Below are 22966 nucleotides of genomic sequence, written 5' to 3' on the forward strand. Positions count from 1 at the left end.
AGCGGGTGCAAAACTAAAACTTCTTTTTGTTTCTCGCAAGAAAAATTTAAAAAAATTTGAAACTTTTTTTTCGTCTCATATTCTAAACTTTCCTCCCAATCTCTCAATGAACTTTCCCTGTTTTGCGGGGTGCAAATGTAAAAACCACTTTCAAATCTCACAAGCTTTTCGAAATCTTTTTTTGAAAAAAATTTTCAGTTTAAATCGTCTCGCTTGCCAGTATTTCAGTGAACGTCTTTCGTTGTTGCGGGTGCAAAAGTAGAACCTTTATTCAGTTATACAAGCTTTTTCCATGTGTTTTTTTCATCTTTTTTTGCCCTTTTTCTTAACTCGCTGATAACAGATTCTTTACAATCCAAAAATTTTTACCCATCTGTAGCCTTTTTCTGAATCAAGGTGCGGTTTTGATTCTTTTCGGCACTTTTCTGTTATCCGTTTTGTTGAATTTTTAGTCTTCGCCACGCTTTTTTGATAAGAAAACAGGATTTTGAAATGGATTCTCCGGCGGTTTTGACCCCGGAAAGACAGCAAAGCATTAGATTTTCTCTATTCAAGGTCCTCTTTGGTGTTTTATTTCGGGGGATTTCTTCTGAAAACAACTGCCATAGCCCCGATAGAAGCGGAAATCCTTTTGCTTTTTTCTTTAAAAAGCAAAAGATTGAAGCGGATAGCGGGAAACAGCTCCTTATATACAATCCAAAATTCGGGTTTTCTACTCTTACTATATAGTATAGCTTTCTATATACATATATATGTATAGAAAAAAACAAACCCGACAGGTTTTGAATTTCTATCGACTTGTACAAACAAAATCTACTATTATATGTGGTAATCATTTTATACATATATATAATAGAGCAATCTTCTCAATATATATTGTATGTATTTTTGTAATCATGTATATTTGCATTCACAAAATTATAAACAATGATCAAGATTACTTTACCCGATGGGTCAATTAGAGAGTTCGCTCAAGGCGTAACTCCAATGGAGGTCGCTAAAAACATTAGCGAAGGTTTTGCACGAAATGTCATTTCTGCATCTTTTAATGGTACAACTATTGAAACCGAAACTCCATTGACGACCGATGGTAATCTTATATTATATACTTGGAATGATGCTGAAGGAAAAAAAGCCTTCTGGCATTCGACTTCACACGTAATGGCGCAAGCTCTTGAGGAATTATACCCAGGAATTAAATTAACACTTGGACCTGCGATTGCTAATGGCTTCTATTATGATGTTGATTTTGAAGATCAGAAAATTTCTGAAGCAGACTTTAAAAAGATTGAAGACCGTATTCTTGAAATTTCAAGAGGAAAATACGATTTCAAAATGCGTCCTGTAACTAAAGCCGAAGCTTTAGAAATGTATAAAGATAACGTTTACAAAACTGAATTGATTTCGAATTTAGAAGACGGAACTATTACTTTTTGCGATCATGCAACTTTTACTGATTTATGCCGTGGAGGACATATTCCTAATACCGGAATCATCAAAGCCGTAAAAATCATGAGTGTTGCTGGTGCTTATTGGAGAGGTGATGAAAAGAACAAACAGTTAACTCGTGTTTACGGAACATCTTTCCCTAAACAAAAAGACTTAACTGAATATCTTGAACTTCTTGAAGAAGCAAAACGCCGTGACCACCGTAAATTAGGAAAGGAATTAGAATTATTCGCTTTCTCTCAAAAAGTTGGTCAAGGTTTACCGTTATGGTTACCAAAAGGTGCTGCACTTAGAGAACGTTTAGAGCAATTCTTAAAGAGAGCTCAAAAGAAAGCAGGTTACGAACAAGTTGTGAGTCCACATATTGGTCAAAAAGAACTTTATGTAACTTCTGGTCACTATGCAAAATATGGCGCTGATAGTTTTCAGCCAATTCATACTCCAGCAGAAGGTGAAGAGTTTTTATTGAAACCAATGAACTGTCCTCACCACTGTGAGATTTATAATGTTCGTCCTTGGTCTTATAAAGACTTGCCAAAACGTTATGCTGAATTTGGTACTGTATATAGATATGAGCAATCTGGCGAATTACACGGTTTAACTCGTGTTAGAGGATTTACTCAGGATGATGCGCATATTTTCTGTACTCCAGAACAATTAGACGAAGAGTTTAAAAAAGTAATTGACCTTGTATTATATGTATTTGGCTCATTAGGTTTTGAAAACTTTACAGCTCAAATTTCTTTGAGAGATCAAGAAAACAGAGAAAAGTATATTGGTACTGACGAAAATTGGGAAAAAGCTGAAAATGCTATTATCAACGCAGCAAGAGATAAAGGTCTTAATACTGTTGTTGAATATGGTGAAGCAGCGTTCTATGGTCCGAAACTGGATTTCATGGTAAAAGATGCTTTAGGAAGACAATGGCAATTAGGAACAATACAGGTAGATTACAACTTGCCTGAGCGTTTTGATTTGACTTACAAAGGCGCTGATAATGAATTACATCGACCAGTTATGATTCACAGAGCTCCTTTTGGATCTATGGAACGATTTATAGCAATTTTACTAGAACACACTGCAGGAAATTTCCCACTTTGGTTGATGCCTGAACAGGCTATAATCTTGTCTTTGAGCGAGAAATACGAAAATTATGCTAAAAAAGTTTTAGATTTGCTAGAAAATCACGAAATTCGCGCCCTAATTGACAATCGAAACGAGACAATTGGCAAGAAAATTAGGGATGCAGAAATGCAAAAAATCCCATTTATGCTGATTGTAGGCGAAGAAGAAGAGAAAAACGGCACTATTTCTATTCGTCGCCACGGACAAGAAGGAAAAGGTAACATTACAGTTTCTATCGAAGAATTTGCTTCGATTGTAAACGAAGAAATAAAAAAGACATTAAAAGTTTTTACAGTTTAACTTAAATTATAAAGTCATAGCAATAAGAAGCAACAGAGGTTTTCAACCTCGAGTAGAAAAAAAGGACGCACACAGGATAAATAACAATATCCGTGGTGTACAAGAAGTAAGACTAGTGGGTGAAAACATCGAACCAGGTGTTTTTAAACTTGCAGATGCTTTGCGATTAGCAGATCAGTTCGAATTAGATTTGGTTGAAATTTCACCAAATGCTGAGCCACCGGTTTGTAAAATCATGGATTACAAGAAATTTGTTTACGAACAAAAGAAACGTGATAAAGCTCTAAAAGCTAAGTCAACTCAGGTTGTAGTAAAAGAAATTCGTTTTGGTCCTCAAACAGATGAGCATGATTATGAATTTAAAAGAAAGAATGCTGAAAAGTTCCTTAAAGAAGGCGCTAAATTAAAAGCTTTCGTATTCTTTAAAGGACGTTCTATCATCTATAAAGATCAAGGGCAAATTTTATTATTGCGTTTGGCTACGGATTTGGAAGAACATGGTAAAGTTGAAGCGATGCCAGTTTTGGAAGGAAAGAGAATGATTATGTTCATTGCTCCTAAGAAAAAGAAATAAGTCTTAAAGTAAAAAGTCTTAAAGTCGAAAGTCATAAACTGACTTTTGACTTTTGACTTTCAAATTTTTTGACTCAAGATATAAGTAAGTAAGAATAAATTAAAACACTAGGAAAAATGCCTAAAATGAAAACTAAATCTAGCGCTAAGAAACGTTTTAAAGTTACTGGTTCTGGAAAGATTAAAAGAAAGCATGCTTTTAAAAGTCACATCTTGACTAAAAAATCTAAAAAACGTAAATTAGCTTTGACACACTCAGCGCTAGTTCACTCAACAGATATGAAAAGCATCAAACAACAATTAAGAATTATCTAATAATTCTTTAGGTTAAAAAATTATTTATATAACCTTGGAGTATGGCCATTAAGTTCCTTTGATTCAATTCAGGACGCCTGCTACAAAAACACATTAAAATTATGCCAAGATCGGTAAATTCAGTTGCTAAAAGAGCAAGAAGAAAAAAAATAATGAAGCAAGCCAAAGGTTTCTTTGGAAGACGTAAAAACGTTTGGACAGTTGCTAAGAATGCAGTAGAGAAAGCAATGTGCTACGCTTACCGCGATAGAAAACAAAACAAAAGAAATTTCCGTTCATTATGGATTCAACGTATCAACGCTGGAGCTAGATTAGAAGGAATGTCTTATTCTCAATTCATGGGGAAAGTTAAAGCTAATGGAATCGAATTGAACCGTAAAGTTCTTGCAGATTTAGCTATGAACCACCCAGAAGCTTTCAAAGCTATTCTTAATAAAGTAAAATAAAACGTTTTATAAACTCAATTTAAGATTACTTACTTATTATAGAAAAACCATTCGTTAACGCGAATGGTTTTTTGTTTTGTACAACTTTCAAATATACCCTTTATACAAAATAAAATTAAAAAGTAACTTTGCACAAACCAAGCTAGTATTATGTACAAACCACTTTTTGATCATATTGGAAAATTCATTGTTTTAGAACCTTCAGAAATTGATAAATTAGAATCGGCCCTTACTCTTTCTAAAATTAAAAAGAAAGAGCATGTATTAGAAGAAGGTCAAATTTGCAACACCATCTATTTTATAATTAAAGGCTGCATGAGGCAATATATTATCAACTCGAAAGGCGCGGAACAAACATTGCAATTTGGCATCGAAAACTGGTGGATTACAGATTATCTGAGTTACCACAATCATATTCCATCCAGCTTTTATTTACAGGCAGTAGAAAACACAGAGGTTATTGCAATTGAGAAGACTGTCTTGGAAACACTTTTAATTGAAATTCCAAGTCTGGAGCGATACTTTAGAATTGTATCTCAAAAAACATTTGGTGCAATGCAAATGCGAATTAAATTCTTATTCACTATGTCGGCTGAAGAAAGGTATCATCATTTTAACGATCATTTCCCAGAATTTGTTCAACGCGTTCCTCAATACATGATCGCATCTTATTTAGATTTTTCAGCAGAGTTTATGAGTAAAATTAGGGCAGGAAAAGTCTGATTCGACTTTCTTGAAGTAGTTCAAGTTTTTACAAGCATACATTACTGACCTTTGTAATGAACTTTTAAAACATATAAAAATGAAATCAAGAATCGTTATCCCGCAAGTTGCCACTGAAGCTTACCAAGCCATGTTAGGCCTAGAAAAATATATTGCTTCTACTTCCCTATTTCCAGTACACAAGGAGTTAATCAAAATTAGAGCATCGCAAATCAACGGCTGTGCTTACTGTATAAACATGCATACAGCAGATGCAAGAAAATTAGGCGTAACAGAACAACGTATTTATTTGTTAAGTGCTTGGCGCGAAGCTGATTTTTACAGTGAAGAAGAAAAAGCAATATTGGCACTTACTGAAGAAATAACTTTAATTAGCAATCATGTTTCAGAAGAAGTATATCAAAATGCTGCAAAATTATTCGACGAAAAATATCTAGCTGAAATCATTTTAGCCATTATTACAATTAATGCCTGGAACAGAATTGGAATTGCTACCGGAATGAGGGCAGAATAATTTTATAAAGATAAATTTTACAACAAATTCACGCGTACACACCCTTCTATTGAAGGGTATGTTTGTATATGCCTGTAAATGAGATTCCGAAATTTATTTTTTTCAAACTAATACAAAATACCGTATTTATACGTGGTTGTAAGAAATATAATTTTCTATTTTTGGCGCATGGTTACAAAAAGAATACGATTTTCTTGGCCTATTTTGTCTCTTCTTCTGTTGTTTTTTGCCTGTCAGAAGAAAAAAAATAATACAGAGAAAATCACAAACAATAAGGTCGAAATAGAAAAGATAATTAATGCTGCTGATTTATTTTATAAGAATAAACAGCTCGATAGCGCATTTTATCTTTACAATAAAGCAAGAGCAAACTGTAACCCAAATAAAGATGCTAAAAGCTATGTCTACTGCATGTATTACATGGCCGAAATTCAACAGGACCATGAAGACTTTATTGGAAGCACTATAACCGCAACAGAAACATTTCCTTTTTTAAATAAAATTACTGATTCTGAATATGTATGGAATATCTATAGCGTTTTAGGCAGAAATTATTATTATACTTATGACTACCCAAATGCTATTTATTATTATTCGAAAGCATTTATTTTAAAAAGCAATCGAATCAATAAACTTGAAGCAGAAAATAACATCGCCGTTATTTATATAAAACAACAAAAATTCAATAAAGCCCTGCGAATTTTTCTTTCAATAAGTAAAGAAAAAATTATACAACAAAACCCCGCATATTATTCAAAAATACTCGATTATATTGGGCATTGCTATTATAGACTTAAGGATCCTAGAGCATTGTCTTATTTTCAAAAAAGTATTGAAATAAAATCTGAAGCAAAAGATCAAGATGGCCTGGGCCGAACTTATTATAATCTTGCTGACTATTATGAAAAAGACAATGCAGCTTTATCAATGAAATATGCAAAATTAAGTTATGAAAATTTCACTTCGGCCGGCAATATTGATGATTGTTTACTTGCACTGAAATTGATTATAAATAATAGCTCAGATATAGAGACAAAGAAAAATACACTTATATATATAAAATTAGTAGATAGTATTTATGAAGTCAGACAAAAAGCAAAAAATAAATTTGCAAAAATTAAATATGATTCTAAAAAAGAAAAAATAGAAAACTTAAAACTAAAAGCTCAAAAAATTAAAAATGAGCTTCAAATAGAAAAACAGGAAAGAAGAAATATCATTTCATATGTCATAATCATAGTAGCATTATGCCTTATTATCTTTCTTTATTTTTATTTAACCGCACGAGCAAATCGTGAAAAAATTGAAGCAACTTATCAGAGTGAAACTAGAATGTCTAAAAAATTACATGATGAATTAGCTAATGATGTCTATCATGCTATGGCATTTATAGAAAACAAAAATCTTTCTGCTGAAGAAAACAGTACTCATTTATTAAAAAAGATAGATGATATTTATTCCCGAACGCGAAATATTTCAAAGGAAAATAATCCCGTTTTGAGCGATCAGAATTTTACTGTTCAGCTTAAAGAAATGATTTCGAGATTCAACACCACTAATGTAAATCTTCTACTAAATGGTTTGGACACAATTTCGTGGAATAAAGTCGATAAAATAAAAAAAATATCAGTTTACAGAGCTATACAGGAATTACTTGTAAACATGAAAAAACATAGCGAGGCCAGCTTAGTTGCAATAACTTTTAAAGAAAAAGACAATACTATTATAATCAATTATACTGATAATGGGAAAGGAATAGATACAAGCAAAATGATTTTGAAAAACGGCTTGCACAATATGGAAAATCGAATTCATAGTATTCAAGGCGAAATCGATATTCATTCAGAGTTTGGAAAAGGCTTTAAAGTTCTAATTAAATTCCCATTATGATGATTAAGAACTTAATTCGTTTTTTTTACAAAAAACTCGTTGTTTTTTACTTGCTATTCTTTTCTATCGTATTGGCAACAATTTTTTCTATACAATTTTCTCAGGCAAAAAACCTGCAGATAAAATACATCAAAAAAGACCGTACAGCCGAAATAAAACAAATGCAAGAAAAAGCATTTACTTTTTTTAATTCAGGAAAACATGATAGCGCATTTTTTTATTTCAATAAAACACAGCTATTATGTGAACCAAAAACTGATTATGCAGATTATTATGTTGAATCATTAAACTATATGGTAGAAATATTGCAGCGATATGGCAATTATTACGAAGCAGAAACTACACTTATAAAAGCATTTCCCTACTTAGAAAAAACAACCAATATAAAATATGCTGTTAATGCTTATACATTTATGGGCTATAACTATTTGTTTACATATGATTACGAAAAGGCATTATATTACCATAAAAAGGCATTAAAAAAAGCAGTATCCACCTTTAGAAAATCACGAATATTGTCTGAAATTGCATTTGTCTACATGCAACAAAAAAAATATCAAGAGGCTATAAATTTATTAGAACCAATAGTTAAATATAAAATTGAAGATAAAATAACCCCTTCAAAGACAAATTATCAACGTGCAGCTATTTTATATAATCTAGGACTTTCCTATTTATATCTTGGAAATCATAAAGAACAAGCATTAAAATGTTTTAACGAAAGCCTAAAAATAACACTAACACTGAAAGATGATTATGAACTAATTGGCAGTTATCATTCTTTTTATAAATATTATGAAAAGTACAACAATCCAAAGCTGAAAAAAATTAATGCCGAGAAAGCCTACTATTGCGCAAAAAGAGCAAAATCCTCGACAAATGAAATTAATATGTTGGCCCAACTTATTGAGGCTGATGATGCCAAAAATTCAAAAAAACACTGGAAAGTTTACATTAGAAAGAGTGACAGTCTTATTGTAAGCAGAAAAAAAGCAAAAAATCAATTTGCTGATATTATATACAATTCAAAGAAAGATAAAGAAGAAAATCTAGAATTAAAAAATCAAAAAGCAGAAAAAGAACTACAATTAGAAAGACAAAAAAACCGTAATATCATTTTATATATTTCTATAGTCTTTGTTCTTTCAGCATTCCTATTTTTATTTTTACATCTTTTCAAAAAAAGTAAAAAAGAAAAAAACGAAGCTATCTATATAAGTGAAGCCAGAATTTCTAAAAAATTAGATACTGAACTGGCTAACGATTTGTATCAAACTTTAATCCTCATCAAAAAAGGAAATCTGGAACAAAATGAAAATAAAGATCAGCTTTTAAATAACCTTGAAAATATATATTCAAAAACTAGAAACATTTCTAAAGAAAACAGCTTTATTACCACTGATGAAAATTATGTTTTTGAATTAAAAGAAATGATTTCAGGTTTTAAAACCGAAAAAGTGACCATTCTACTTCAAGGTTTTGATGTCGTTCGTTGGAACCAAATTGAAAAAAACAAAAAAATAATGCTCTATAGAGTACTTCAGGAAATGTTTCGTAACATGAAAAAACACAGCGAAGCAAGCTTAGTTAGTGTTACATTAAAAATATCGAATAGCCTCTTAACTGTTTTATATGCTGATAATGGTGTTGGAACAACAAATAATCCTCTAATTCTTAAAAATGGTCTTCAAAATGTGGAAAACCGTATAAAAACTATAAAAGGAACTATTACTTTTGATAAAAATTCTGACAAAGGTTTTAAAGTAAGTTTTACATTCCCAATTTAAAAGAAAATTATATGTTCAAAAAGGTTTTAGTTGCCGAAGATCTAGACAGCATAAGCATAGCTGTAATTCAAGTACTTGAAGATTTAAAAGTTCCTGTAATCGACCATGTAAAATATTGTGATGATGGTTTATTAAAAATAAAAAAAGCAATTGCTGATAATGCCCCTTATGATTTATTAATTAGTGATTTATCATTCAAGATTGATCATAGAAAAAACCAGCTGACTAGTGGTGAAGATCTTGTTGAAGCCGCTAATAAAGTACAACCTGAGTTAAAAAAAATTATTTTTTCTATAGAAGACAAATCATATCGCATAAAATCATTATTCAATGATTTAGGCATTAATGCATACGTATCTAAAGGCAGAAATAGTATCGAAGAATTAAGAAAAGCTATTGAAAAAGTTTATCAGAATGAAGAAAAAATATTATCATCTGATTTATCTTTTAGTTTTAATGACAAATCTCTAATTGAAATTGAATCATATGATATTTCAATTTTATCGCTTTTAGCAAAAGGCTATATTTTAGAGCATATTTCAAATGAATTCAAAGCATTATCGATAACGCCAAATGGAACCAGTAGTATCGAAAAACGAATCAACAAATTAAAAATATATTTTAAAGCAAATAATAATGTTCATTTAATTGCTATTGCAAAAGATTTTGGTTTGGTTTAATTAACATTTTCATTACGGTTTTCCGTAAGGAAATGCCCTTTTATACTCATAAATTTGTGTACAATTCTATTAACTGACCAATGAAACCTAAATATCGCATTAATTTTTTAGCAAAAATTAATACAACCAAAAACAGAATTATTATGAAAACAATGCTTCTTTGTATCTTTCTATCTGTAAGTTTTGCATTTGTATCTGAAAAATCAGGTGGTTATGAAATTGAATGGAAAATGATTTTTATTCCGGCGCTGCTAGTATTACAAATCATTATTATTTCGACTGCATTAAAAAACAGATATAAAAAGAATTAATCTCTTTTAGTCAAAACTTGTAATGCTTATATTTGAATTTTTAAATTTCGAATGAAAAACATATTAAGCATTGTTCTTTCTTTTTTTACGTTCCTTTCTTTTTCACAGACAAAAATTCTGTCCTGGAATTTAGAAAATTATGGGAAATCAAAATCTGAATCCGAAATAAATTTTATCGCAAATGTAGTTCTCGACTACGATATCATTGCCATTCAGGAAGTTGTTGCCAGTTATGGCGGAGCTCAGGCTATTGCAAAACTTACTTCAGTTTTAAACGAAAAAGGCTCAAAATGGGCTTATACAATCAGTGACCCTACGACCAGCAGTAGTTATAAGGCCGAACGTTATGCCTTTATATGGAAAACAAGTAAGGCAAAATTAAAAGGGAAACCGTGGCTTGAAAAAAAATATAGTTTAGAAATTGATCGCGAACCTTATTATGCCACATTTGAAATTGGCAAAAAGACCATCACTTTAAGTAACTTTCACGCCATCACCAAAAATAAAAACCCAGAAACCGAAATAAAATATTTTAAATTTATACCTAACTCCTACCATGATTTGAATTTGATTTTTATGGGGGATTTTAATTGTCCGCAATCACATACGGTATTTTTTCCATTAAAGAAAATGGGATATACTTCTGCTTTAATAAATCAAAAAACGACATTAAAACAAAAATGCAAAAACACCGAATGTCTTGCATCTGAATTTGACAATATATTTTACAAAACAACAAATTTAAACTATATAAATTCAGGCATAATTCCGTTCTACAAAAAGTTTAATTCATTGGCAGAAGCCCGAAAAATATCCGATCATTTACCAATTTGGCTGGAATTTTCTTTAAATTAATTTAAGTCTTAAGTTTTTTCTTTTTTGCCGCAGGAAACAAAACGTTGTTCAAAATTAATCGGTAACCAGGAGAATTAGGGTGCAAATCTAAAACAGTTGGCGGATCTCCGACTTGATGTTGGAAGTCTTCCGGATCATGTCCTCCAAAAAAAGTAAACATTCCTTTTCCTTTTTCTCCATGAATGTATCTTGATTCACCATTTAATTCACAGGTTCCCATTATTAAAACATTAGATTTAATTAATGCCGTATCAAACGAAGTCGTCTGCCCCATAAATCCTTTAACCAACTGAGTGTGGTTTTGACATAACATACTTGGAATTGGGTCCCATTTTGCTGAAAATTCCATTAAAGTGAAATAATCTTTTTCCATTGGAACTTTACGTTTTAGCGTCATATCAATATCTGAAAACTCATAAACTTCTGGTCTTCTTTCCAAAGTGAAATTTTTAAAAGCAAATGAATTTCCATAATCTAATTTTGACTGATAATTAGAATCACTTGGATCACCATCAAACATGGCTTCGCAAATATCAACACCGTCAGCGGCAAGTGCAATATCAAAACTATCTGTTGCAGAGCACATAGCAAACATAAAACCGCCACCAATTACAAAATCTCGAATTTTCTTGGCAACTGCACCTTTTTCCTGAGAAACTTTGGCATAACCTAATTTTGCAGCTAAAGCCTCAGCATCTTTTTTCTGATCAATATACCATGGCGTATTTTTATATGCCGCATAAAATTTACCATATTGACCCGTAAAATCCTCATGATGCAAGTGAAGCCAATCATATAATAAGAGTTGATCACTTAAAACTTCTTCATCATATATTGGTGTAAAAGGAATCTCAGCATAAGTTAGAACCAATGTTACCGCATCATCCCAAGGTTGTTTTCCTTTTGGAGTATATACCGCAATTTTTGGAGCTTTTTCCAAAATAACCGATTCCATATTTTGAGACGGACTAGAAATATCATTTAAAATTGCCGCTTCTTCACTATCAGATAAAACTTCAAAGCTTACACCTCGAATTTTACATTCTTTCCTAATTTCTTCGGCATCAGGCAATAAAAATGAACCTCCTCTATAATTTAGAAGCCAGCTTGCCTTATAATCTTTACTTAAACACCAATAGGTAATTCCGTAAGCTTTAAGGTGATTTTGCTGTGTCGTTTCGTCCATTGGAAGCAAAATAAATGACGCTTTTGCGGAAAACGAAAGCAATACTATAAAGATAAAAACTAAACTCTTCTTCATTAAAAAATTATTTTAGTAAAGATATAAAGGAAGCTCGTAAAATACTATAGTTGTCCTTGTTTTATGATTGAAAGAAAAGTTAAAAAAATTAACTTTTTATATGTAAGAATGTAAAAACAGGTATAAACACCTATTTCACAAAAACAAATTCTAACTACATTTGGTATCCCAAATCATTGAGATATAAATCAATGAAAATGAAAAATATGAAATTTAACGAAAGTAATAACCAGCCTAAAGGATTAAATGTCATTCAAAAAATTGGGATTTGCGTACTAGTTCTTACCATTATCTTGTATTATGTTCTGTCAATACAATTTCTAACAGCCTAAAAAATTATAGCGTCAAAACGGCAATTTCATTTTGTATCGCATACACAACTAATCCAGCAATATTTCTAGATTCTGTTTTAAGAAGTAAATTATTGCGATGCCCCTCAACTGTTCTCGGACTTAAAAAAAGATGTTCTGCAATTTCAGTAGTTGTTTTTTGCTGACATATAAGTTGGAGAATTTCAATTTCACGAGGAGAAAGAAAACTAGTTTCCAGGTTAACTTTTGATGTTTTTGACGAAACAATCGTTTCCTGAATTATTTTTAATACATTCTCGTTATAATAAAATCCTTTTTTTGCAACTTCATTAATAGTATGTATCAAATCCTTTGGAGTTGTATTTTTTATCAGATAGGCAACAGCACCAACCTGAATCATATTGGCTATAAATGATTTTGTATCGTAGCTGGTAAGGGCAATTATTTTAATATCCGGATAAGATTTACGAATGATTTTTGTTGCTTCGACACCGTTGAGGACTGGCATCTTCAAATCCATTACAATAATATCAGGTTTTGTTTCGCTTTCTTCTAAGCTGGCAAGAAGTTCTTCACCATTAGATGCTTCAAAAATAATTTCTATATTTTCTTCTCTCTGCAACAAAAAGGCAATTCCTTTTCGAAATAAAACTTCATCATCTACTAAAGCAATTTTAACAGCAGCTTTCATTTTTTATTCTGTTTTTGGTCATTTGGTTTGCCGAATTTACAAAATATGTAGCAAACAATAACTCAAGAAAGCTAATATGTCGATTTAAAACTACAAATAATACACCATTTTAACTTAAAATGTAAAATTTGCAGTGAAACCTTTATTTTTTTCTGAAGAAATTTGAATTGTTCCTTTTAAGAAAGAAATACGGCTCTCAATATTTTTCATTCCGAGTCCTTTTTGATTTTCAGCATTTTTACTGTCAAAACCAATTCCGTTATCTTGATAATTGCAAGTTGAAATTCCATTTTCATCAGAGAAAGAAATTTTGATTTCAGTTGCTTTTCCATGTCTAAGTGAATTATTCATAAATTCCTGAAGAATTCTAAAAATGTGCAAATGGCGATCAATATCTTTTTCATCAAAATCAATTTCATTTTTATAATACACTTTTACCGATTTACTGGTTTCAAACTCTGCGCATAACTCTTCCACTCCAGCATTAAGTCCAAATTTTTCAAAAACCGGAGGTAGTAAGTTGTGTGCAATTTTTCGGGAATTTTCTAAAGCTTTAGCGGTAAGATCAATAATGTTTTCTGTGATTTCTTTAACTTCAGATTCTGTTAAATTTGGTGCAGATAACAAATGTGTGTTTAACGAAACAATATTTAGTTTAGAACTAATATCATCATGAAGATCTTGGGCAATTCGTTTTCTTTCCTCTTCCTGAGTAACAATAATTGCATGCAACTGTTCCCTTTGATGGAAGATTTCAAGATCTCTTTTTTCTAGTTCTTTCTGAGTTATTTTTTTTCGCGAAAAATAAAAAAACAAGATTAAAACAAGCCCCATTAATAAAAAAGAAACACAGCTAAATATTGCGGTTGCAACAATTTCGGATTCTTGGATTGCTTGAGCTCTCATAATTATTTTAATAAATTTTGTTTTTTACACTTTTGAACTGAAATTCATAGTGAATTTTCAAATAAAACTCTCTCACCATTTTTATCGCGAGAGAGTTTCAATATTTTCCTAAGAAATTAGATCTTAATATGGAAGTGAAGGACGTACACCATTGTAAACATCTAGAGAAACATCTATTTTTTAAATTAATCAATTAGAATTAATTGCCTTTGTTCTAAAGTAACTTACTTTCCATTCGTACAAAAAAAACAAATGATAAACTATAACCAAACCAGCATTTAAAGTCCAAGTTATCAAATTAAAATCCTTGCTGAATTTTGCAGTCAAATTTCCAATTAGAAATAAAATTGTACTTGCGAACAGATACAATAAAATGCCCATATTAATAAAATAAAACTCTTTTTTTTCGTCAAGCATATTATAAAAATGAAAAACTGCGTAAATAATCAACAAAAACGAAGTAATAAAAATTTCATATAAATTAAATTTCAAAAACATTTCTGGTTTTAAACCATATTGAATACCTAAGGTTAACAAAACTAGCACAAATCCAATTTTAATAACTTTCTTCTGGAATTGATCTTTTACTAATTTTAGATAAAAAATACTCAGTGCAATAAACTGTCCAATAAAATAAATATGCGATAAAAATAAATTACTAACTTTTTTTATCATACATATTCTTCCTGCAATCTGTACACATACAATAATTAGCAAGTAAATTACAAACACTTTATATGCCTTGTTTTTTCCAGGGAATTTTATGGTATACAAAATAAAATTAAGGAACAAGAAAACGTATCCACAGTTTACAAGAAATGAATACATACTTTTATTCGTTCATAGGACTATTTGGATCTGCGGTAGCAGGAGGGCTTGGTTCTGTAAAATCATAAATACCTGCACCGTCTTCAGCTACTCCATCTTTGTAACCAGGAATTTGATCTTCATAAATTCCAGTTTTCTCATTATATGTTGTTCCAACGATCATTAAAGTTTGCAAGCCTTTATCGTTTACTCCTATATAAGCTCTTGCAGCATCAATTCCTTGTGCTAAAACTTTTTCTAAATTAACTTTAGGAATTAAAAACGAATTAACACGTTTCTTTGCTGTTTCTTCGTCTGTTTGCTTTTTCCAACTTGCTACCCAAGTTTGAGCTACTTCTAAAGTAATGTTAGTGTCCTTTTCAGGTAATCTCTCATTTGCCATAATATATAATTTGTTTATTGGTTACAGTTAATTAAGCGATTGTTTAGCAATCGATTCGCTAATCTACTGAATTTTATTAATAAATTTAACATTAAGACATAAAAAAAACCTTATAAAAAGGTTTTTAAATTGTATTTAGAATGGTACATCACTGTCATCGTCATCGTCATTGAGATTGCTTCCAAAAGCTTCATTCGCTGACGGAAGATTTTTAGTAATAAATGGATTATCGTCGTGATTCATTTTTGAAGGCAAATCATCAAATCCACCGGTAAATTCTTCAAGATTGTCGAACTTACCTAAATGTCCTAAGAATTTCAAACGAATATTCTCAAGTCCACCATTACGGTGTTTGGCTATAATAAACTCAGCCTGACCTGCAGTTGGAGATGCCTCATCATCATCCCATTCTTCAATTTTATAATATTCAGGACGATAAATAAATGATACAATATCGGCATCCTGCTCAATCGCTCCAGATTCACGAAGATCCGAAAGCAAAGGACGTTTACTAGATCCACGAGTCTCAACGGCACGCGATAACTGAGAAAGTGCAATAACCGGCACGTTTAACTCTTTTGCTAAAGCTTTTAAATTTCGGGAAATTGTCGAGATTTCCTGCTCACGGTTTCCTCCTCCTTTTCCATTTCCTCCGGCAGTCATTAACTGCAAATAGTCAATAATGATTAATTTAATTCCATGTTGCGAAGCTAGACGACGGCATTTTGCACGTAAATCGAATATCGAAAGCGAAGGTGTATCATCAATAAATAATGGGGCTTTTTCTAAGTTTTTAACTTTAGTACTTAATTGCTCCCATTCGTGTTTTTCTAATTTTCCAGTTCTTAATTTTTCTGAAGACAATCCTGTTTCAGAAGAAATAAGCCTTGTAATCAACTGAACCGATGCCATCTCCAGAGAGAAAACTGCCACCGCATGCCCAAACTGAATCGCTACATTTCGTGCCATCGAAAGTACGAAAGCCGTTTTACCCATACCCGGACGAGCTGCAATAATAATCAAATCCGAAGGTTGCCATCCAGATGTTACCTCATCTAATTTTTCAAAACCAGTTGCAATACCACTCAAACCTTCTTTTCCAGCAATTTCTTCAATACGTTTTTTCGCCTGAAGAACCAAACTCTGCGCAGTTTCAGAACTACGCTTGATATTTCCCTGAGTTACTTCGTATAATTTAGATTCGGCTTTGTCTAATAAATCGAAAACGTCTGTAGTTTCATCATACGATTCTTCGATAATTTCTGAAGAAATTCTGATCAAACTTCTTTGAATAAATTTCTGAAGAATAATACGCGAGTGAAATTCGATATGCGCAGACGAAGCAATTTTCTGCGTAAGCTGAATCAAATAAAAATCACCACCCGCTACATCTAACTTTCCATTTTTCTTTAACTGCGTTGAAACCGTCAATAAATCGATTGGCTGTGTTTCGGTAAAAAGCTGTAAAATCGCCTCAAAAATATGTTTGTGTGCGTCTTTGTAAAAAGCATCAGGCTGCAAAATATCAATTACATCATCTACACCCTTTTTATCAATCATCATCGCACCAAGAACAGCCTCTTCAAGATCAATTACTTGCGGAGGAAGTTTTCCTTTTTCAAGATTAATAATAGTGGTTTTATCTACCTTTACAGGGTTTACATTTTTGAAATTTTCCATATAGCGAAAGTAACAAAATTTAAAAAAAAATTGTTATCGAGTTATAACTATTAATTGTTTATAAATATCCTTTTTATGTTCATAACCAAAAAAAAATCCGAAACTGTAAGGCTTCGGATTTTTAACTAATCTGTAAGAATTTACTCTTTATACTCGCCCATATTACTATATTTGTCCATTCTCTGGGCAATTAGGTCGGCTGTTGATAAGTCTTTCAATTCATTATATCCTTTGGTAATGTATTCTGCTACTGTTTTAAAAGTAGTTTCGCGGTCGTAGTGCGCTCCGCCTAGTGGTTCAGGAATTACATCATCAACTAATTTTTGTTTTTTCATGTCTGATGAAGTTAATTTCAAAGCATCAGCAGCACGTTCTTTGTACTCCCAGCTTTTCCATAAAATTGAAGAACAAGATTCTGGTGAGATTACAGAATACCAAGTATTTTCTAACATGTAAACTTTATCTCCAACACCAATTCCTAAAGCTCCTCCAGAAGCACCTTCACCAACAATAATTGTGATGATTGGCACTTGTAAACGAACCATTTCAAAAATGTTTCTTGCAATTGCTTCACCTTGTCCTCTTTCTTCAGCTTCAAGTCCTGGATATGCACCCGGAGTGTCAACCAAAGTAAGAACCGGAATTCCGAATTTCTCTGCCATTTTCATTAAACGCAAAGCTTTACGGTATCCTTCTGGATTTGCCATACCAAAATTACGGTATTGGCGTGTTTTTGTATTAAAACCTTTTTGCTGTCCAACAATCATAAACGACTGACCGTTTATTTTTCCAAGACCACCAACCATTGCTTTATCATCTTTAAAACCTCTGTCTCCATGAAGTTCTAGAAATGTATCACCGCAAATTGCTCTGATATAATCTAAAGTATAAGGTCTGTTTGGATGTCTTGACAATTGTACACGTTGCCAAGCCGTAAGGTTTTTATATATTTCTTTCTTAGTTTGCTCTAATTTTTTGTTGATTTCCTTGCAAGTTGCTGTTACATCAACCTCAGATTCTTTTCCAATTACAACACACTTTTGCAACTGTTCTTCAAGTTCTTTGATTGGAAGCTCAAAATCTAAATATTCCATGGATTTTTGAATTTTGTTTTTAAATCGAACCGCAAATATAAAAATATTATATCATTGGCATAGTTAATTGTTAGTAAAGTATCAAATTGTGAATTAAAAGATAAGTAAACTATTACACTTCTTTCTTGTTTTTATAATGTTTAAAAACACCATTTAAAATAACTGTAATGATGATTATTACGGCTCCTATATAAAATTCAGTACTCATTTTTTCTTTTCCGCCAAGAATAAAATAAGCCAGCATAATTCCGTAAACTGGCTCTAAATTAGTCGTTAACATTACCGTATAAGGTGTTAATCGCTGCATAACTTTTACAGATGCCGTAAAAGCATAAGCCGTACAAATAGATGCCAAAATTAAAAGCAACACCCAATTATTTAATGACAGCGTAAAAAAATCGGCGGTAAATTTTCCTTGAAATAAAAAATAAATCGTGATAAAAAAAACTCCAGCACCAAATTCATAAAATGTAATCACAGACGGTTCATGATCTGAGATTAATTTTCCGTTCATCAGCGTAAATAATACTCCTAAAATTATCGCTGCCAAGGCATAATAAACACCTGTAAGATATTTAATTTCAACCTGTAAGATCAAAGCGAGACCAGCAATAATAATCAATCCGAAGAAAACTTCGTAAAACAATATTTTTCTTCCGTAAAAAAGCGGTTCGAGTAATGAGGCAAAAAAAGCGCCTAAAGAAAATATCGAAAGTGTTATCGATACATTGGAAACATGAATGGCTTTAAAAAAGAAAATCCAGTGCAATGCAATCAACAAACCAACAAATATCAGCTTAAAAAGCTCTTTTATCGGAACCTGAAAAGATTGTTTTTTGTAAATAATAAATGCTCCCAGGAAAATCATGGCAAGAAGCATTCTGAACCAGACTAAATTTTCGGCATCAATGGTGATTAAAGCGCCTAAAATGGCTGTAAAACCCCAGATAAAAACAATTAAATGAAGATTTAAATAACTTTTTAAATTATCGTTTCGCATTACGTAGTAGGTAAACTGCTAAAATTCCAAAAACAATATTCGGGAACCAAACAGCTAATAAAGGTGAGAATGTAGATTTTTCGGCAAGGGTTCCAAATATTTTATCGAAGAACACAAATGAGAAAGCAATTGCAATTCCGATAGCCAGATTGGTTCCCATTCCGCCACGGCGTTTCATAGAAGAAACCGCAACGGCGATAATCGTTAAAATAAAGGCAGAAACCGGTACACTATACTTTTTATAAAGTACAACCAAATAAGTATTGATATTTCCTGAACCTCTTTTTCTTTCTTTATCAATAAAATCGATCAATTTCCCTAAAGAAAGTGTTTCGGCAATATAAACAACCGGAGTCAAATCGGCTAATTCAAATTTGAATTTCTGTTCTTTTTCAGGAACTTTTTCGATTATATCATTTAATTCACCAACAGTTCTTTTAGTGTAATCGTATAAAATATATGTTTTCTTTTTTGGATCCCATTTAATTCGGCTTGCTGAAATTTTATACGTCATTTTTTCCTTTTCAAAATGCTCTAGTGTAAAATTAAAAGCCGTTTTAGATTCTTCATTAAAACTGTTTACATAAATAAAATCGTGATCGTTTAATTGTCTGTAAACATTGGTATTATTACCTAGCATTTCAGCTTTTCCGTTTCCTTTTAAATAGGTATATCTAAAATTATTAAATCCTTCACTCGCCGCAGGAACAATAAAAAATCCCATTAAAAGCACAAAAACCGAAACGATTGAAGCACCAATAATATAAGGTCTCAAAAATCGGGTAAATGAAATTCCGGAACTTAGAATCGCAATAATCTCTGTATTATTTGCCAGTTTCGAAGTAAACCAAATTACCGATAAAAACAAAAATATCGGAAAAAGTGAATTTGCAAAATAAATAGTAAAGTTGTAGTAATAGAACGCAATATCCATAAACGGAATCTTGTTCTCCAACATTTTATTCACCTTTTCAGAAACATCAATTACAATCCCAATCGGAATAAATAATAATATCATCACCGAGAAAGTGGCTAAATATCTTTTTAAAATATACTTATCTATTATTGTCAGCATATATTTTTTTGTTTCAAGTTTCAGGTTTCAAGTTTCAAGTTACATACAGCGACTTGAAATTTGAAACCTGAAACAATTTTGAACTTTTTTAGAGTCTTTGGCTCATGTTTTTAACCATCATTTCTTTCCATGGTCTAAAATCTCCGGCTAAGATATGTTTTCTCGCTTCACGAACCAACCACATATAAAAACCAAGATTATGAATCGTAGCGATTTGCTTTCCTAAATATTCGTTGGCAGCAAATAAGTGACGCAAATAAGCTTTTGTATATTCTGTATCTACAAAAGTATGCCCCATTTCGTCGATTGGAGAAAAATCAGCTTCCCATTTTTTGTTTTTGATGTTGATCGTTCCGTTTGCTGTAAACAACATTCCGTTTCTTGCGTTACGCGTTGGCATTACGCAATCGAACATATCAATTCCTAATGCAATATTTTCTAAAATATTTATCGGAGTTCCAACACCCATTAAATAGCGAGGTTTATCTTCTGGAAGAATTTCGCATACTACTTCTGTCATTGCGTACATTTCTTCAGCTGGTTCTCCAACTGAAAGTCCACCAATTGCATTTCCTTGCTGACCAGAGTTAGCAATATATTCAGCCGACTGACGACGTAAATCTTTATACGTACTTCCCTGAACAATCGGGAAAAATGTTTGTTCGTAACCGTATTTATATGGAACTTTTTCCAAATGATTAATACAACGATCCAACCAACGGTGTGTCATGTGCATTGAACGCTGCGCATATCTGTAGTCACAAGGATAAGGCGTACATTCATCAAATGCCATTATAATATCAGCACCAATTGTACGCTGAATTTCCATTACATTTTCCGGTGTAAAAAAGTGATAAGAACCGTCAATATGCGATTTGAACTTCACTCCTTCTTCCTTAATTTTTCTATTTGAAGAAAGAGAATACACTTGATATCCGCCAGAATCCGTCAAAATATTACGATCCCAATTCATGAATTTATGCAATCCTCCTGCTTTTTCAAGAATTTCTGTCTGCGGACGCAAATATAAATGATAGGTATTTCCAAGAATAATATCCGGATTAATATCATCTTTCAACTCACGCTGATGCACCCCTTTTACAGAAGCCACCGTTCCTACAGGCATAAAAATAGGCGTTTCAATTACGCCGTGATCAGTAGTTATACTTCCCGCTCTTGCTTTTGACTGCGGATCTTTTTGTAATAAATCGAACTTCATTTGTTTCTTTTTTCAGTCGGCAAAGATAAGTTAATTTCATGGAAATTTAATTAATTAGGCAATTTGTCAATTATAAAATTGAGTTAATTCCAAAACAATATAAAACCTAAACTCTAGAAATTTTTAAATTTGAATAAAATCAATTAAAAATGAATCTAGCTCAAAAACTCGGATATCCAGAAAGCACCAAACTATTAATGATTCACGCCGATGATGCCGGATTATCTCATTCAGAAAATCAAGCAACGATAAAAGCACTACAGAATGGATCTGTCAACTCCTATAGTATAATGGTACCGTGTCCGTGGTTTTTTGAAATGGCAACATTTGCCAAAGACAATCCAAATTACGATTGTGGCATTCATTTAACGCTGACTTGTGAATGGGAGAATTATAAATTTGGGCCAATTCTTTCTATTTCTGAAGTTCCAAGTTTAGTCGATCAAAACGGTTATTTCTACAAAACCAGACAAGACTTCAAAAACAACGCAAAACTTTCTGAAATAAAAAAAGAACTTACAGCCCAAATCGAAAGAGCTTTACAATTTGGAATCCAACCTACACATCTCGACTCACACATGTGCAGTGTTGGTGTAAATCCTGAAATTCTAGAAATCTACAAGGAACTCGGAAAAACATACAATTTACCAGTTTTCATCAATACAGGTTTTGTAGAATCCATTAGTTTGTCTGATGAAAAATATAATTTTGAAAATACACTTTTAGCTGATAATCTTTTAATTGGATATTACAATGATTTCGAAAAAGGTGAACTTAGAAAATCTTATGAAAAAGCTTTAGACAAAATAATTCCCGGATTCAATGTTTTCTTACTACATCCTGCTTTTGATGATTCTGAAATGCAAGGAATTACAATTAACCATCCAAATTTTGGTTCAGAATGGCGCCAAATAGATTTTGATTTTTTCACTAGTGAAGAATGCGCCGCAAAACTCAAAGAAAATAATATTCAACTTATTACATGGAAAGAGATTGCTGCAATTAGATAATTTGTCAATTAGAAAATGAGATAATTTTTTATACTTAATGTAAATATTGCAATTTTCTGATTTCTAAAATATAACAAATCAAATTCATTGATTTCATAAATTTATAAAACACTTAAAATTTAGAAATCATGATAAATTCAGAAGATAAAAACACCGCAAACGAAGATCAAATTGAAAGAAATCTGGAGAATTTAGATTATCCGGCAAACGAAGATATTTATAATCAGGAAGACAAACTTGAGGATATTGATCCAGAAGATATTTCAGGCGAAAGAATCATTAATCAGAACAATCACGAATGGAAACAAAACAGTGACAAACTCGGCGATGATCTTGATGTCCCAGGAGCCGAACTTGATGATGATCAGGAAGAAATTGGTTCCGAAGATGAAGAAAATAATTTTTATAGCGAAAGCGATTCAAATTAATTTTCACATCAAATTTTCTGCAACTTTTTTTATGCTGCAAATTAAGTGTGTTTACAACATTTAAAATCGTTGTTATGTATTTAATTCGCGGCATAATTTTTATATCCAATTAT

Annotated in this window: 23 protein-coding genes; 13 read left to right on the plus strand and 10 right to left on the minus strand. The window is 31.8% G+C overall.

Translation table 11 applies throughout. From position 1 onward, the window contains the following. Positions 1-927 precede the first annotated feature (927 nt). The 11 genes from thrS (at position 928) to GQ47_RS13785 (ending at position 10968) form a co-directional block, all read left to right on the plus strand. Positions 928-2874 carry a threonine--tRNA ligase gene (thrS, locus tag GQ47_RS13735; RefSeq protein ID WP_035649539.1) on the plus strand — a complete coding sequence of 649 codons (1947 nt, stop codon included), beginning with the start codon at positions 928-930 and terminating at the stop codon, positions 2872-2874. A gap of 22 nt (positions 2875-2896) precedes the next feature. After that, positions 2897-3448 (plus strand): translation initiation factor IF-3, encoded by a 552-nt coding sequence (gene infC / locus GQ47_RS13740; RefSeq protein ID WP_081909355.1) that lies wholly within the window; start codon positions 2897-2899, stop codon positions 3446-3448. 116 nt (positions 3449-3564) lie between these two features. Next, the gene (rpmI, locus tag GQ47_RS13745) at positions 3565-3762 is read left to right on the plus strand and encodes a 50S ribosomal protein L35 (RefSeq protein ID WP_007810722.1); all 198 of its coding nucleotides are present in this window, start codon (positions 3565-3567) and stop codon (positions 3760-3762) included. Positions 3763-3863: 101 nt separating this feature from the next. After that, positions 3864-4208 (plus strand): 50S ribosomal protein L20, encoded by a 345-nt coding sequence (rplT, locus tag GQ47_RS13750; RefSeq protein WP_035649542.1) that lies wholly within the window; start codon positions 3864-3866, stop codon positions 4206-4208. 150 nt (positions 4209-4358) lie between these two features. Beyond that, positions 4359-4931 carry a Crp/Fnr family transcriptional regulator gene (locus GQ47_RS13755; protein WP_035649545.1) on the plus strand — a complete coding sequence of 191 codons (573 nt, stop codon included), beginning with the start codon at positions 4359-4361 and terminating at the stop codon, positions 4929-4931. A 79-nt stretch (positions 4932-5010) separates the two neighbouring features. Beyond that, complete coding sequence (locus tag GQ47_RS13760; RefSeq protein WP_035649548.1) at positions 5011-5445, plus strand: carboxymuconolactone decarboxylase family protein; 435 nt, start codon at positions 5011-5013, stop codon at positions 5443-5445. A gap of 168 nt (positions 5446-5613) precedes the next feature. Beyond that, positions 5614-7335: a tetratricopeptide repeat-containing sensor histidine kinase gene (locus GQ47_RS13765; protein WP_035649551.1), complete on the plus strand. Its 1722-nt coding sequence runs from the start codon at positions 5614-5616 to the stop codon at positions 7333-7335. 161 nt (positions 7336-7496) lie between these two features. Continuing rightward, the gene (locus GQ47_RS13770; RefSeq protein ID WP_193745227.1) at positions 7497-9122 is read left to right on the plus strand and encodes a tetratricopeptide repeat-containing sensor histidine kinase; all 1626 of its coding nucleotides are present in this window, start codon (positions 7497-7499) and stop codon (positions 9120-9122) included. A gap of 11 nt (positions 9123-9133) precedes the next feature. Then, positions 9134-9802 carry a DNA-binding transcriptional response regulator gene (locus tag GQ47_RS13775; RefSeq protein ID WP_035649554.1) on the plus strand — a complete coding sequence of 223 codons (669 nt, stop codon included), beginning with the start codon at positions 9134-9136 and terminating at the stop codon, positions 9800-9802. Positions 9803-9945: 143 nt separating this feature from the next. After that, positions 9946-10113: a hypothetical protein gene (locus GQ47_RS23645; protein WP_154275323.1), complete on the plus strand. Its 168-nt coding sequence runs from the start codon at positions 9946-9948 to the stop codon at positions 10111-10113. A gap of 51 nt (positions 10114-10164) precedes the next feature. After that, on the plus strand, positions 10165-10968 hold the full coding sequence (locus tag GQ47_RS13785) for an endonuclease/exonuclease/phosphatase family protein (protein WP_035649560.1): 804 nt from the start codon (positions 10165-10167) through the stop codon (positions 10966-10968). Between the two features lies 1 nt (position 10969). Here the strand turns inward: GQ47_RS13785 and GQ47_RS13790 are convergent, their stop codons facing one another. The 10 genes from GQ47_RS13790 to tgt all read right to left on the minus strand — a co-directional run bounded on the left by GQ47_RS13790 (position 10970) and on the right by tgt (position 21415). Further along, positions 10970-12229, minus strand: coding sequence for a hypothetical protein (locus GQ47_RS13790; protein ID WP_035649564.1), 1260 nt, complete (start codon positions 12227-12229; stop codon positions 10970-10972). Positions 12230-12565: 336 nt separating this feature from the next. Continuing rightward, positions 12566-13231 carry a response regulator transcription factor gene (locus tag GQ47_RS13795; protein ID WP_035649566.1) on the minus strand — a complete coding sequence of 222 codons (666 nt, stop codon included), beginning with the start codon at positions 13229-13231 and terminating at the stop codon, positions 12566-12568. 114 nt (positions 13232-13345) lie between these two features. Then, positions 13346-14137: a sensor histidine kinase gene (locus GQ47_RS13800; RefSeq protein WP_035649569.1), complete on the minus strand. Its 792-nt coding sequence runs from the start codon at positions 14135-14137 to the stop codon at positions 13346-13348. Between the two features lie 189 nt (positions 14138-14326). Continuing rightward, positions 14327-14812, minus strand: coding sequence for a hypothetical protein (locus GQ47_RS13805; protein ID WP_051951543.1), 486 nt, complete (start codon positions 14810-14812; stop codon positions 14327-14329). A gap of 157 nt (positions 14813-14969) precedes the next feature. Continuing rightward, positions 14970-15347 carry a hypothetical protein gene (locus tag GQ47_RS22905; protein ID WP_051951545.1) on the minus strand — a complete coding sequence of 126 codons (378 nt, stop codon included), beginning with the start codon at positions 15345-15347 and terminating at the stop codon, positions 14970-14972. Positions 15348-15482: 135 nt separating this feature from the next. Continuing rightward, complete coding sequence (gene dnaB, locus GQ47_RS13815) at positions 15483-17027, minus strand: replicative DNA helicase (RefSeq protein WP_035649575.1); 1545 nt, start codon at positions 17025-17027, stop codon at positions 15483-15485. 140 nt (positions 17028-17167) lie between these two features. Beyond that, positions 17168-18121 carry an acetyl-CoA carboxylase carboxyltransferase subunit alpha gene (locus GQ47_RS13820; RefSeq protein ID WP_035649578.1) on the minus strand — a complete coding sequence of 318 codons (954 nt, stop codon included), beginning with the start codon at positions 18119-18121 and terminating at the stop codon, positions 17168-17170. 112 nt (positions 18122-18233) lie between these two features. After that, positions 18234-19121, minus strand: a complete 888-nt coding sequence (locus GQ47_RS13825; protein WP_035649581.1) for a DMT family transporter — start codon at positions 19119-19121, stop codon at positions 18234-18236. Next, positions 19108-20196 carry an LptF/LptG family permease gene (locus GQ47_RS13830; RefSeq protein WP_035649583.1) on the minus strand — a complete coding sequence of 363 codons (1089 nt, stop codon included), beginning with the start codon at positions 20194-20196 and terminating at the stop codon, positions 19108-19110. The genes GQ47_RS13825 and GQ47_RS13830 overlap by 14 nt, the downstream gene beginning before the upstream one ends. Before the next feature lie 88 nt (positions 20197-20284). Beyond that, a complete protein-coding gene (tgt, locus tag GQ47_RS13835) occupies positions 20285-21415 on the minus strand; it encodes a tRNA guanosine(34) transglycosylase Tgt (protein ID WP_035649585.1) in 1131 nt (376 codons plus the stop codon). Positions 21416-21564: 149 nt separating this feature from the next. On the opposite strand from tgt, the gene GQ47_RS13840 reads away from it, so the two are divergent. Both GQ47_RS13840 and GQ47_RS13845 read left to right on the plus strand, forming a co-directional pair. After that, the gene (locus tag GQ47_RS13840) at positions 21565-22425 is read left to right on the plus strand and encodes a polysaccharide deacetylase family protein (protein WP_035649586.1); all 861 of its coding nucleotides are present in this window, start codon (positions 21565-21567) and stop codon (positions 22423-22425) included. A 128-nt stretch (positions 22426-22553) separates the two neighbouring features. After that, on the plus strand, positions 22554-22853 hold the full coding sequence (locus tag GQ47_RS13845; protein WP_035649588.1) for a hypothetical protein: 300 nt from the start codon (positions 22554-22556) through the stop codon (positions 22851-22853). The last annotated feature ends 113 nt before the right edge of the window (positions 22854-22966 follow it).

It is taken from the genome of Flavobacterium sp. ASV13, from assembly GCF_000745775.1.
GTDB lineage: Bacteria > Bacteroidota > Bacteroidia > Flavobacteriales > Flavobacteriaceae > Flavobacterium.

Coding starts and splice junctions, on each gene's coding strand:
- GQ47_RS13755 (WP_035649545.1), top strand. CDS start 4,359: ATGTACAAACCACTTTTTGATCATATTGGAAAATTCATTGTTTTAGAA.
- GQ47_RS23645 (WP_154275323.1), top strand. CDS start 9,946: ATGAAAACAATGCTTCTTTGTATCTTTCTATCTGTAAGTTTTGCATTT.
- GQ47_RS13775 (WP_035649554.1), top strand. CDS start 9,134: ATGTTCAAAAAGGTTTTAGTTGCCGAAGATCTAGACAGCATAAGCATA.
- rplT (WP_035649542.1), top strand. CDS start 3,864: ATGCCAAGATCGGTAAATTCAGTTGCTAAAAGAGCAAGAAGAAAAAAA.
- GQ47_RS13760 (WP_035649548.1), top strand. CDS start 5,011: ATGAAATCAAGAATCGTTATCCCGCAAGTTGCCACTGAAGCTTACCAA.
- GQ47_RS13830 (WP_035649583.1), bottom strand. CDS start 20,196: ATGCTGACAATAATAGATAAGTATATTTTAAAAAGATATTTAGCCACT.
- GQ47_RS13800 (WP_035649569.1), bottom strand. CDS start 14,137: ATGAGAGCTCAAGCAATCCAAGAATCCGAAATTGTTGCAACCGCAATA.
- tgt (WP_035649585.1), bottom strand. CDS start 21,415: ATGAAGTTCGATTTATTACAAAAAGATCCGCAGTCAAAAGCAAGAGCG.
- GQ47_RS13840 (WP_035649586.1), top strand. CDS start 21,565: ATGAATCTAGCTCAAAAACTCGGATATCCAGAAAGCACCAAACTATTA.
- GQ47_RS13825 (WP_035649581.1), bottom strand. CDS start 19,121: ATGCGAAACGATAATTTAAAAAGTTATTTAAATCTTCATTTAATTGTT.
- GQ47_RS22905 (WP_051951545.1), bottom strand. CDS start 15,347: ATGGCAAATGAGAGATTACCTGAAAAGGACACTAACATTACTTTAGAA.
- GQ47_RS13795 (WP_035649566.1), bottom strand. CDS start 13,231: ATGAAAGCTGCTGTTAAAATTGCTTTAGTAGATGATGAAGTTTTATTT.
- GQ47_RS13785 (WP_035649560.1), top strand. CDS start 10,165: ATGAAAAACATATTAAGCATTGTTCTTTCTTTTTTTACGTTCCTTTCT.
- GQ47_RS13765 (WP_035649551.1), top strand. CDS start 5,614: ATGGTTACAAAAAGAATACGATTTTCTTGGCCTATTTTGTCTCTTCTT.
- GQ47_RS13820 (WP_035649578.1), bottom strand. CDS start 18,121: ATGGAATATTTAGATTTTGAGCTTCCAATCAAAGAACTTGAAGAACAG.
- rpmI (WP_007810722.1), top strand. CDS start 3,565: ATGCCTAAAATGAAAACTAAATCTAGCGCTAAGAAACGTTTTAAAGTT.
- thrS (WP_035649539.1), top strand. CDS start 928: ATGATCAAGATTACTTTACCCGATGGGTCAATTAGAGAGTTCGCTCAA.
- GQ47_RS13845 (WP_035649588.1), top strand. CDS start 22,554: ATGATAAATTCAGAAGATAAAAACACCGCAAACGAAGATCAAATTGAA.
- dnaB (WP_035649575.1), bottom strand. CDS start 17,027: ATGGAAAATTTCAAAAATGTAAACCCTGTAAAGGTAGATAAAACCACT.
- GQ47_RS13770 (WP_193745227.1), top strand. CDS start 7,497: ATGCAAGAAAAAGCATTTACTTTTTTTAATTCAGGAAAACATGATAGC.
- GQ47_RS13790 (WP_035649564.1), bottom strand. CDS start 12,229: ATGAAGAAGAGTTTAGTTTTTATCTTTATAGTATTGCTTTCGTTTTCC.
- GQ47_RS13805 (WP_051951543.1), bottom strand. CDS start 14,812: ATGATAAAAAAAGTTAGTAATTTATTTTTATCGCATATTTATTTTATT.